The following is a 10,597-nucleotide window of genomic DNA, read 5'->3' as shown; positions in this document are numbered from 1 at the left end:
CGCTGAGAAACGGCGGGGTGACCTCTTCTGTCGACCCCAGGGTCTGACTTCAAATCAGCGCCAACAAGCGCCGCGAGGCACCCCGCCCCCAACGTGCATAATTCAGCAGACTCCTAGCCGGAAAGCCGCTGAGTAGACCGCCGCTTTTGAGTAAAAGTACGCACCGCTGACGCGTAGTTCTGCGCGGGTGCTCCCCGCCGCTGGTCAACCATGCTTTCGCCATGACCACAGCACTGGGAATTCCGAGCCCCGCCGAGCTGGCGGCACGCACGCCGGCCGACCGCGACCGCGCCCTCGACGTCATCCGCATCGTCTCGTTGGTCGGCGTCGTGGCCGGCCACACCGTGATGGCGATCAGCATCATCGCCAACCACGTACTCATCTGGGACAACCTGCTCACCACCTCGCCGGTGTTTCGGGCGCTGACGTGGATCTTCCAGATCATGCCGCTGTTCTTCTTCGCGGGCGCCGCGGCGTGCCTGTCCTCCTGGCGTCCCGGCACCAACTGGGGCGGCTGGCTGATGAAGCGGTGCACCCGGCTGTTCCGGCCGGTGTTCTACTACCTCGGGTTTTGGGCGGCCGCCCTGACCGTGCTGTATCCCGTTTTGCCCCAACACATTTACGAGCCGGTGGCCGGGGTGAGCATTCAGCTACTCTGGTTTTTGGGCGCCTATGTGCTAGTCCTGGCCGCGATGCCGGCGTTGCACCGGATCACCACCCGCGGACGGCTGGGCGCCGGCGTCGGTGTGGTGTACGCGGGCATCGCCGCGGTCGACGCCGTCCGGCTGCACTGGCCGGCCGCGTCGGCCCTGGGCTATCTGAACCTGGCGGTGTGGCTCATCCCCGCGATGTTCGGGGTCGCGTACCGCCGCGGACGACGGCCGGCATGTTCGCCGGTGCGATCATGCTACTGGCCCGTCGCCGCACCGGCATCTGGGTCACGATGGTGGCCTGCGCGCCGCCGTTGCTGGCCGGCCTGCTGCTGGTCAGCGGGATCGTTCCAGCGCCGCTCGTGTTCGGCAAGACGATGGCCGGGCTACCCACCGTGCCGTTCGCATGAACCATCGCCGCGTCCGCGCTCATTACCGCGACAGGGACTGCGGCGCTGGCGGTTTCACGTCGCGTTCGGGTGCGTTAGGGCTCGCCATCCAGGCCGTGCTCGATGGCGTAGCGGGTGAGCTCCACACGATTGGCGACCTGCAACTTACGGAAGGTCGCCTGGATATGGTTTTCGACGGTGCGATGGCTCAATGAGAGCCGTTCGGCAATCTGCTTGGCGGACAACCCCTTCGCGACGTGCCGTAGCACCTCGGTCTCCCGTTCGGTGAGGCTGGGGCCGGTGGGTTCGCAATCCTTGTTCTGTGCGATGCGCCGATATTCGCCGAGCACCAGCCCGGCCAGGCTCGGGGTGAACACGGCGCGCCCGGCCACGGTGGCTGCCACCGCTTCGGTCAGTTCGGCCCGCGAGGTGCTCTTGACCAGGTATCCGGTCGCCCCGGCCTTGACCGCGTCCAGCACGTCGTCGCGCTCGTCGGAGGCGGACAGCACCAGGATCCGCGACGCCGGCGACACCGCCAGCACCTCCGTCGTCGCCTGCGCACCGGTGCCGTCGGACAGCCGCATGTCCATCACCACCACGTCCGGTTGGACCGCGGCGGCCCGGCGCCGCACGGCGGCCACGCCGTCGGCGGTGGCGACCACATCGAAGCCGTCCGCGGCCAGGTCGCGGGCGACGGCGTCGCGCCAGATGGGGTGGTCGTCGACCGCCATGACCGTGGTGGCGGTGTCCTCAGCCATCGCGGTCCCCGCGTGGCACGCACAGCTCCCACTCCACACCGGCACCCGTCGCGCTGCGCAATGTTGCGCTGCCGCCCAGCGAATCCAGCCGCCCCACAATCGATTTCGTAATGCCCAGTCGGCCCTGCCGGGCCGCCTCCGCGAGCCGGCCGGCCGGGATGCCGACGCCGTCGTCGCGCACGGTGACCACCACCGAATCGCCCAGGTCTTCCAACAGCACGAACGCCCGCGCGCCCGCACCCGCGTGCGCTCGCACGTTGTCCAGTGCGTTGCCCACCGCGGCGTCCAGCTCGGTGGCCACCCAGCGCGGCAACAGTGCGGCGGTCGGCGGCAGGCTCAGCGACACGCCGTCGGACTCCCGTCGGCGCAGCAGCGTACGCAGATCGATCGTCGTTGCATCGCCAATCTCGTCGACGGCCGCCGCACTGATCCAGCGCCGCAGCGCGCGTTCCTGCTCGCTGGCCAAGTCGGCCAATTCTGCTGTGGCGCCATCGATTTCATGGCCGCGCTTGGCCACCAGCGCCAACACCTGGATGGCGCCGTCATGCACCTGTCGGGACAGCCGCTCGCGCTCCCGCACCGCGGCAGACAGCTGGGCGGCCCGCTGCAACTCGTCGTGGGAGCGGCGCGCGGTCTGCGCGGCCATACCGATCGCCATGCCGATCGCCAACTCGACGATGATCGTGGCATTGTGGCCGAGGTTGAGATCGAAGTAGTTCTTGACGGCGAAATTCGTGGCCATCACGGCCAGCCCGGTCAGCATGCCGCGGGCCGGACCGAATTGAATGGCGGCCGAGATCGTGGGATTGCTGGCCCACAACGTGGTCGGCCAGGTCTGGTTATCCGCCGCCCAAGTCCCGTAGGTGACCACCCGGTTGGACCACATCAGCAGCAGGACGACCACGATCTCGGCGATCACCCATCCCGGTTTGCGACCGAACCCGCGCAGGTAGGCGTACGCGCACACCGCATTCCAGCCCAGCAACACGGCGAACAGCGCCCAGCCCAGGGCGGGCCGGCGCAGATCCGGGTTGATCGCGATCTGGAAGCCCAGCGCGTAAAGGCAACTCAGCAGCCGGAACACCTGCGCCGCGCGCCACAGCGGCGCAGTCGCATCGGGTTCGGTGCGGGTCATCGCGCCCAGCATAGGTGGGCCCGCGGTGTTCTTCGACGACTATGTCGGAGATTTCAAATGCTTGTCCAGGAAGGCGAGCTGGTCGGCGAGCACCCGCTCGAACGCGTCGTCGACATAAATCGCGAAATGCCCTTCCGGATAGATCCGCACCTCACCGCGCGGGGCCTTGGCGGCGTGGCGCAAGGCGGCGTCCGCAGGGGCCACCGAGTCGTGTTCGCACACGCAGAACAGGATGGGACAGTTGACTTTCGGGGTGAGCAGACCGGGTCGGTAGCTGAACACATGCAAGGCGATGCGGGCGGCGACCTCGTTGCGCAGCTCGACCCCCTCGGGCAGCAGCCGCAGATAACCCGGGTAGGCGTCGGGGGTGGCCATCAACGCCACCTCACCGGGCCGGCCCGCGGTGGCCACCATCACCGGGGCACGACCCAGCCGGGCGCCCAGCACGTCGCGGATCGCGCGGCCGGCGATGCGCGCGGTGGTCAACGGCTTGATGATCGCGCGCCCCGACGCGATGCCGTCGGTGAACGGGCACTGCGCGACGACTGCGGCGATGCCCGGCACCCGGGCCGCCGTGGCGATCACGTGACCGCCGGCAAAAGACGTGCCCCACAACGCGATTCGATTTGTGTTGACGCCGTCGAGGGTGTGGGCATAGCCCACCGCGGCGGCCCAGTCGGCGAGCTGCATCTCGATGTCGAGGACCTGGCGCGGCGCACCCTCGCTGTCGCCGAAGTTGCGGTAGTCGAACACCAGGCAGGCGTAGCCGGCCGCGCTGAACCGCTCGGCGTAGGCGTCCAGCCGCATGGCGCGCACCGCGCCCAGCCCGTGCGCCATCACCAACAGCGGTGCCGCGGCGGCGCCGGCCGGGCGGTAGAGCCAGGCACTGATCCGGTCGCCGCCGGACGTGAACTGCACATCTTCGCGCTGAGTCATCGATTGTCGATTCTGCCCGGCGGGTAGGCCACCCGGAAGTTATGGACTACTGTCTAGAAAAGTTTTCGCGGGGGTTGAAGGGACGGAGGCGGCCATGGCGATCCGCGTCGCGCACGTCGGTACCGGGAATGTCGGCGGGCTGGCCCTGGCCGAACTGATCACCAATGCACAGTTCGACCTGACCGGCGTGTGCGTGTCCACCCCGGAGAAGGTGGGTAAGGACGCCGGGCAACTGTGCGGCGTCGGCCTCGACGAGGGCATCACGACGGGGGTGCTGGCCGTCGACGACCTGGACGCGATCATCGCCGAGCGACCCGAGTGCGTGGTGTACTGCGCGATGGGTGACACCCGCCTGCCCGACGCGATGGCCGACGTGATGCGCATTCTGGCCGCGGGCATCAACGTCGTCGGATCCTCGCCCGGGTTGTTGCAGTACCCGTGGGGCGTCATGCCCGACAAGTACATCGGCCGTGTGGAAGATGCTGCCAGGCAAGGGAATTCGAGTATCTTCATCAGCGGCGTCGACCCGGGATTCGTCAACGATCTGATCCCGTTCGCCCTCGCCGGGACGTGTCAGCGCATCGAACAGGTGCGGTGCATGGAAATTCACGACTACGCCAGCTACGACGGCCAAGAGGTGATGCACTACATGGGCTTCGCCCGGCCAATGGATGAGATCCCGATGCTGCTGCAACCGGGCATCCTGAGCATCGCCTGGGGCACTGCGATCCGGCAGCTGGCGGCCGGTCTGGGTATCGAGGTCGATGAGATCACCGAGTCCTACCAGCGCGAACCGGCGCCCGAGGACTTCGACATCGCCGTCGGCCACGTGGCCAAGGGGACGGTCGCGGTGCTGCAATTCGAGATCCGCGGCATGGTCAAGGGCCATCCCGCGATCGTGATCGAGCACGTCACCCGGCTGCGCCCCGACTTGCGGCCCGACCTGCCCCGGCCTGCGTCCGGCGACGGCTCCTACCGCGTCGAGATCACCGGCGAGCCGTCCTACGCTGTGGACATCATTCCCAGCAGCCGCAAGGGCGACCACAACCATGCCGCGATCGCCGGGGCGGCGGGGCGCATCGTCAACGCGATCCCGGCGGTCATCGCGGCACCGCCGGGTATCCGGACCACACTCGACCTGCCGCTGGTCACCGGCAATGGCCTTTACGCACCAAGCACTTTGGTGTCCACTTAATCGAAAGGAGACCTGGTGGGACGGGTAGACGGCAAGGTTGCACTGATCAGCGGCGGCGCCCGCGGCATGGGTGCCGAGCATGCGCGGCTGCTGGCGGCCGAGGGTGCCAAAGTGGTGATCGGCGACATCCTCGACGACGAGGGCAAGGCGGTCGCCGACGAGATCGGCGACTCGGTGCGCTACGTGCACCTGGACGTGACCCAGCCCGACCACTGGGATGCCGCGGTGGCAACCGCCGTCGGCGAATTCGGCAAGCTCAACGTGCTGGTCAACAATGCCGGTACCGTCGCGCTCGGACCGCTGAAGAGCTTCGATCTGGCCAAGTGGCAGAAGGTGATCGACGTCAACCTGACCGGGACGTTCCTGGGCATGCGGGTGGCCGTCGACCCGATGATCGCCGCGGGCGGCGGCTCGATCATCAACGTGTCCTCGATCGAGGGCCTGCGCGGTGCGCCCATGGTGCACCCGTATGTCGCGTCCAAGTGGGGGGTGCGCGGCCTGGCGAAGTCCGCCGCCCTGGAGCTGGCCCGGCACAACATCCGGGTCAACTCGGTGCACCCCGGCTTCATCAAGACCCCGATGACCAAGCACCTGCCCGAGGACATGGTGACCATCCCGCTGGGCCGCCCGGCCGAGTCGCGGGAGGTGTCGACGTTCATCCTGTTCCTGGCCAGTGACGAGTCGTCCTACGCCACCGGCAGCGAGTTCGTGATGGACGGCGGGCTGGTCACCGACGTCCCGCACAAGGACTTGTTCTAGGCGCCTGTTCTTAGGCGTGCCGGGGCACGGCGCTGTGCCGCGCCGGCGGGGCGGTGCTATAACCGCGAACATGCCAGCCAGCCTTGGGGAACTGACGGGAATCGTCGGAGTGAACCACGTCGTCACCGATCCGGACGTGCTGGAAGGGCGCAGCCTCGACCACACCGGCCGCTACCGCGGGCACGCCAGCATGCTGGTCCGGCCCGGGTCAGCCGACGAGGTCGCGGAGGTGCTGCGGGTGTGCCGCGACGCCGGGGCCCACGTCACCGTCCAGGGCGGTCGCACCTCGCTGGTGGCCGGCACCGTCCCGGAGCATGACGACGTGCTGTTGTCCACCGAACGCCTCTGTGGGCTAAGCGAAGTCGATAGCGTCGAGCGCCGGATCGCCGTCGGTGCCGGAGCGACATTGGCCGCGGTGCAGCATGCCGCCGCGGCGGCGGGGCTGGTGTTCGGGGTGGACCTGGCCGCGCGCGACACCGCGACCGTCGGCGGCATGGCCTCGACCAATGCCGGCGGCCTACGCACCGTCCGGTACGGCAATATGGGTGAGCAGGTCGTCGGCCTGGACGTGGCGTTACCCGATGGATCGCTGCTGCGCCGGCACAGCCTGGTGCGCAGCGACAACACCGGATACGATCTGCCGGCTCTGTTCGTGGGTGCCGAGGGCACGCTCGGCGTGATCACCGCGCTGGACCTGCGACTGCATCCCACGCCGTCGCACCGGGTGACCGCGGTCTGCGGGTTCGCCGACCTCGCGGCGCTGATCGATGCCGGACGCAGCTTCCGCGACGTCGACGGAATCGCCGCACTGGAACTGATCGACGGCCGGGCCGGCGCGCTGACCGCCGAGCATCTCGGGATGAGCCCGCCGGTCGACGCGGACTGGCTGCTGCTGGTGGAGTTGGCCGCCGACCACGACCAGACCGATCGGCTGGCCGACCTGCTAACCGACGTCCCAATGTCGTCGGAGCCGGCGGTGGGTGTGGATATTGCTGCCCAGCAACGTCTTTGGCGGGTCCGCGAATCGCTTGCCGAGGTGCTCGGCGTGTACGGGCCGCCGCTGAAGTTCGACGTGTCGTTGCCGCTGGCGACGATCCCCGAGTTCGCCTCGCAGGCGGTCGCGTTGATTCACCAGCGGGTCGCCGACGCGGTGCCGGTGCTGTTCGGTCACGTCGGTGAGGGCAATCTGCATCTCAACGTGCTGCGCGTCCCGCTGGACCAGGAGCAGGGGCTGTACGGGGCAATGATGGACCTAATCGCGCGGTGCGGCGGCAACGTCAGCTCCGAACACGGCGTCGGCACCCGCAAGCGGGATTACCTCGGAATGTCAAGGAATTCAACGGATGTCGCCGCGATGCGGTCGGTCAAGGCGGCGCTGGACCCGACCGGCTACCTCAACGCGGCGGTGCTGTTCGCCTAATGCATGCCGTCGCGGCAAAAATCAGTCGGCGGCCGGCTTGATGCCGACGGCGTGGCGCAGCTGCGCCAGGAACTGCTCGGCGTCGTCACTGCGGACGATGTAGTGCGAGATGGCGATTCGGATCACTGTCGCCGCCTTCACCGCGGCGTTGGGACCCGGCAAATGCCGTTGCAACCCGTCCCGCATCTGTGGGATGACATGAGAGAACTGGGCAATGGTGTGCTCGGGTTCGACGTCGACCATCCGCACCCCGGAGTAGGAGTGCTGGTAGTCGACGATGAAGCGCAGCACGGCGTCGACCTTGTCGTACCCTTTGAGCCCGGCGGTGGCCTTGACCAGACCGCTTTCGAAAAGCTGTCGTTCGTATTGGGAAAACGCCGACAGCAACTCCTCCTTGGAGGCGAACCAGCGGTACAGCGTGGGCCGGGAGACCCCGGCCTGGGCGGCGACCTCGGACAGGCTGAGCTTGGTCTTGCCGTTTCGGCCGAGCACTTCGGCGGTGGCCAACAGGATCCGCTGACGCGTCGACGTGTCAGTATCGGTGACGGCCAGGGCCTGCGCCGGGTGGGTCATATCAGAAACTTTACGAAGTGTTGCCGGACTAGCCACGGCGCTTGCACCCCCACGTCAGGCCGACCCGGGTCGGCGGCGCACCAACACCGATTGCTGGATGGCGCCGACGGCGCCCTGCTCGTCGTGCAGCGTGCCGACGGTCGTGCCAATGCCGTCCGGCCCGTAGCTGGTCTCGGCGCGAATACCGACCCACTCTCCGTCCGGGACGCGAAAAACGTGCACCGCCAGATCTGTGTTCAGAAACGTCCACTTGGTGATGTCGAGCTTGCTGCCGATGCCGTTGGCGCAGTCGGCCACCGCGAACAACCGTTCCAGCTGCGTCATGGTCTCGCCCTTGACCAGGTCGACCGTCGGCTTGATCCACGACTCGCCCGCGCCGGGCGTCAGCGGTTCGGTCAACCACAGCCAATCCAGGCTGTGCACGTAATTGCGGTCCCACTCGCGGGCCTTGAGGTTGCGGCTGTGGGCGTCGGTCCGCGGCCGCGGCGACTCGGCCGCGCCGTGCGCGATTGCCTGGGTGTCCTGCTGCTGCAGCCGCCACCCGCTGGCGCGCGCCACCGGTCGGGGCTCGCCGTCGGGCCCGGGGGCCAGCATCTCGGCGGTGAGGAGCTCGATCTGTTTGCCGGGCCGCTGCAGCTGCGCGCGCACCCAGAGGTCGCCCTCGGCCGGTACCCCACCCAGCAGGTCGACGACGACGCGCGACAGGCGGGGGTCGTCGCGCTGCTCGCACCGTTCCAGCGCCCGGGCCAGCAGCGCCGAGACCGGCCCGCCGTGCTGGATGGCCGCCGACCAGGTGCCGCGCGCCAGGTCGGTCGCCCGGAATTTCTCGCCGAGTGCGTCGGTGTCGATCAGCTCGTAGTAGGAGTCGGTCACGTCTTTCTCGCTATCTCAGGGCAACCCGGCGCCGGGCGCGGCGACCGGCACGGCGTCCAGCCGCGACAGCCGGGTGCCCACTAGCCGCTGAGGATAGGCGTCGGTGCTCGACAGCAGGAACAGGACGCGGCGGTCGGGGCCGCCCAGCGCGCACGCGACGGCGACGCGATCGCCCATGTCGATGCGGTCGGTCACGGTTCCACCCGCCACGATCCGCTGGAATTGGTGGGCCAGCGTCATCGATGTCCAGACGCCGCCCTCGGCGTCCAGCGCGATCCCGTCGGGCGGGCCGTCCAGGCCGTCGGCGAACACCCGCCGGTCGTGTAGGGCGCCGTCATCGTCGATCGTGAACGCGGTCAGTCGCCGGCCGATCGATTCGGCAACGATCAGCGTCCGGTGGTCGGGCGTGATGACCATCCCGTTGGGGAAGTCGAGGTCCTTGGCGACGACGGTGACGCCAGCGGGGTCGTCGGCGCCGGGGTCGAGCCGCACGATCACGCCGCCGGTGAATGCCTGGGAGCCGATGTAGGCGCGCCCCAGGTGGTCGACGACCATGTCGCCGAGGTTGGCCGGGACCAGGCCGGACAGATCGGCGATCTGCACGATGGTCTCGCCGTCGTAACGTAATACCTTGCGGTCCTCGGCGGACGCGATCAGCAGCGACCCGGCGGGCCGAAAACCCAGCCCGGACGGGGAATGGCCCGGCAGCGGCAGCGTGGTCAACGCGCCGCTCAGGGTGGAGGTGTGGACCGCCTCGCCCAGCAGATCGGAGAACCACAGCAGGCCCTCGAACCAGCGGGGGCCTTCGCCGAAGCAGAACCCGTTGGCCAGCTGCTCGGGGATCATCGGCTCACTTTACAAAACACCGCAGAAGTGTCATGCAACCGCGGCGTCGATGTCAATCCGATGCCAGCGCCCGCCCCGCCTCCCATTGTTAGCCAATCTTTACAAATCTGGGCCAAAGTGTCACGCTGTGCGATGAGCTGCCGACGAGGAATGGAGCCGAGTTGACCAGAGCGTCCGAGGAATCGCAGCAGACCGAGTGGACGGTGCAGGGCCTGTTGGATCTGTTCGACGTGCAGGGCGCCGGGGACGACCGGTTCACCGCGGACACCGGGATCGCCGGCGGCGACGAACGTCAGGTCGTGGAGGGCACGCAGGTGCTGGCCCAGGCGATCGTCGCGGTGGCCAAGAGATTCCCGGACAAGTCGGTGCGCTCGGCGCACGCCGTGTTTTCCCGGGCCGTGGTCGTCGGCCCGCCGATCGAACTCGTCCTCGACGTGGTGGCCGAGGGCCGGTCCACCGCGACCGCCCTGGTCGCCGTGCACCAGAGCGGGCGGCGCTGCCTGAGCGTCACCGTGCTGGCCGACGTCCCGACCGACGACGTCATCCGCCACCACCTGCCTCGTCCGGATGTCGCCGCTCCCGCCGACGCCAACCACTCGCCGATGCCGATGGTCGGGCGGGAGCTGCGGTTGGTCGACGTCGTCGACGTCAACAGCCCCGACGAGATCGGGCCGCCGGAGCTCTATGCGTGGCTGCACTATGACCCCGTCCCTGCCCGCGACGACCTGGCCAAGGCGCTGCTGGCCTACTTCACCGGGCATCTGGGCATCTCCACCACGATGCGGGCGCATCCGGGTATCGGCACGGCCCAAGCCCATCTGACCGTGTCCACCGCCCCGATGAGCATCTCGGTGGCCTTCCACGAGCCGGTGCGCTGGGACGGCTGGCTGCTCTACAGCCACGAGAGCACCCAGGTCGGCGCGGGCATGTCCTACGTGCGCGGCACCGTACATGCCGAACAGGGCGACCTGCTCTGCTCCTTCGCGCAAGAGGCGCTGATCCGCCCGTTGCGCACCAGCGACACCGCGATCGACGCGCGCGCCCGCTTCTGAACCCGGCTCGC

Annotated in this window: 10 protein-coding genes and 1 pseudogene; 5 read left to right on the top strand and 6 right to left on the bottom strand. The window is 68.6% G+C overall.

Annotation, left to right across the window (positions count from 1 at the left end; translation table 11 throughout):
- Positions 1-221: 221 nt before the first annotated feature.
- Positions 222-875, top strand: a pseudogene (locus tag AWC25_RS12020) (acyltransferase family protein); the annotation flags it as partial.
- 259 nt (positions 876-1,134) lie between these two features.
- Here AWC25_RS12020 and AWC25_RS12015 read toward each other — a convergent pair.
- The 3 genes from AWC25_RS12015 to AWC25_RS12005 are packed head-to-tail and all read right to left on the bottom strand — an operon-like array spanning position 1,135 to position 3,868.
- Entirely contained in the window at positions 1,135-1,797 is a 663-nt protein-coding gene (locus AWC25_RS12015; RefSeq protein ID WP_085166835.1) for a response regulator, read from the bottom strand.
- On the bottom strand, positions 1,790-2,932 hold the full coding sequence (gene macS, locus AWC25_RS12010) for a MacS family sensor histidine kinase (RefSeq protein ID WP_232327176.1): 1,143 nt from the start codon (positions 2,930-2,932) through the stop codon (positions 1,790-1,792). The genes AWC25_RS12015 and macS overlap by 8 nt, the downstream gene beginning before the upstream one ends.
- Before the next feature lie 39 nt (positions 2,933-2,971).
- Complete coding sequence (locus AWC25_RS12005; RefSeq protein ID WP_069401700.1) at positions 2,972-3,868, bottom strand: alpha/beta hydrolase; 897 nt, start codon at positions 3,866-3,868, stop codon at positions 2,972-2,974.
- Positions 3,869-3,962: 94 nt separating this feature from the next.
- Between AWC25_RS12005 and AWC25_RS12000 the strand changes: the two genes are divergently transcribed.
- The 3 genes from AWC25_RS12000 to AWC25_RS11990 all read left to right on the top strand — a co-directional run bounded on the left by AWC25_RS12000 (position 3,963) and on the right by AWC25_RS11990 (position 7,242).
- On the top strand, positions 3,963-5,063 hold the full coding sequence (locus AWC25_RS12000) for an NAD(P)H-dependent amine dehydrogenase family protein (protein ID WP_085166834.1): 1,101 nt from the start codon (positions 3,963-3,965) through the stop codon (positions 5,061-5,063).
- A gap of 15 nt (positions 5,064-5,078) precedes the next feature.
- A complete protein-coding gene (locus AWC25_RS11995; protein ID WP_069401698.1) occupies positions 5,079-5,822 on the top strand; it encodes a glucose 1-dehydrogenase in 744 nt (247 codons plus the stop codon).
- Between the two features lie 70 nt (positions 5,823-5,892).
- Positions 5,893-7,242 (top strand): FAD-binding oxidoreductase, encoded by a 1,350-nt coding sequence (locus tag AWC25_RS11990; protein WP_085166833.1) that lies wholly within the window; start codon positions 5,893-5,895, stop codon positions 7,240-7,242.
- Between the two features lie 21 nt (positions 7,243-7,263).
- Here AWC25_RS11990 and AWC25_RS11985 read toward each other — a convergent pair whose 3' ends face one another.
- From AWC25_RS11985 to AWC25_RS11975, 3 genes are read right to left on the bottom strand one after another with little or no spacing between them, the layout of a single operon-like run.
- Positions 7,264-7,815: a TetR/AcrR family transcriptional regulator gene (locus AWC25_RS11985; RefSeq protein ID WP_069401696.1), complete on the bottom strand. Its 552-nt coding sequence runs from the start codon at positions 7,813-7,815 to the stop codon at positions 7,264-7,266.
- A gap of 54 nt (positions 7,816-7,869) precedes the next feature.
- On the bottom strand, positions 7,870-8,688 hold the full coding sequence (locus tag AWC25_RS11980; protein WP_085166832.1) for a thioesterase family protein: 819 nt from the start codon (positions 8,686-8,688) through the stop codon (positions 7,870-7,872).
- Between the two features lie 15 nt (positions 8,689-8,703).
- Positions 8,704-9,534: an SMP-30/gluconolactonase/LRE family protein gene (locus AWC25_RS11975; RefSeq protein ID WP_085166831.1), complete on the bottom strand. Its 831-nt coding sequence runs from the start codon at positions 9,532-9,534 to the stop codon at positions 8,704-8,706.
- 161 nt (positions 9,535-9,695) lie between these two features.
- Here AWC25_RS11975 and AWC25_RS11970 point away from each other — a divergent pair, with 161 nt between their 5' ends.
- Complete coding sequence (locus AWC25_RS11970) at positions 9,696-10,586, top strand: acyl-CoA thioesterase (RefSeq protein WP_085166830.1); 891 nt, start codon at positions 9,696-9,698, stop codon at positions 10,584-10,586.
- The last annotated feature ends 11 nt before the right edge of the window (positions 10,587-10,597 follow it).

Source organism: Mycobacterium sherrisii (assembly GCF_002102355.1).
GTDB classification, from domain to species: domain Bacteria; phylum Actinomycetota; class Actinomycetes; order Mycobacteriales; family Mycobacteriaceae; genus Mycobacterium; species Mycobacterium sherrisii.
Note: the sequence above shows the minus strand (reverse complement) of the source record. Positions and strands in the feature narration are given on the sequence as shown.

What these genes read in the sequence shown, in the direction of transcription:
- AWC25_RS12015 (WP_085166835.1), bottom strand. Translation starts at nt 1,797, where the DNA reads ATGGCTGAGGACACCGCCACCACGGTCATGGCGGTCGACGACCACCCC.
- macS (WP_232327176.1), bottom strand. Translation starts at nt 2,932, where the DNA reads ATGACCCGCACCGAACCCGATGCGACTGCGCCGCTGTGGCGCGCGGCG.
- AWC25_RS12005 (WP_069401700.1), bottom strand. Translation starts at nt 3,868, where the DNA reads ATGACTCAGCGCGAAGATGTGCAGTTCACGTCCGGCGGCGACCGGATC.
- AWC25_RS12000 (WP_085166834.1), top strand. Translation starts at nt 3,963, where the DNA reads ATGGCGATCCGCGTCGCGCACGTCGGTACCGGGAATGTCGGCGGGCTG.
- AWC25_RS11990 (WP_085166833.1), top strand. Translation starts at nt 5,893, where the DNA reads ATGCCAGCCAGCCTTGGGGAACTGACGGGAATCGTCGGAGTGAACCAC.
- AWC25_RS11985 (WP_069401696.1), bottom strand. Translation starts at nt 7,815, where the DNA reads ATGACCCACCCGGCGCAGGCCCTGGCCGTCACCGATACTGACACGTCG.
- AWC25_RS11975 (WP_085166831.1), bottom strand. Translation starts at nt 9,534, where the DNA reads ATGATCCCCGAGCAGCTGGCCAACGGGTTCTGCTTCGGCGAAGGCCCC.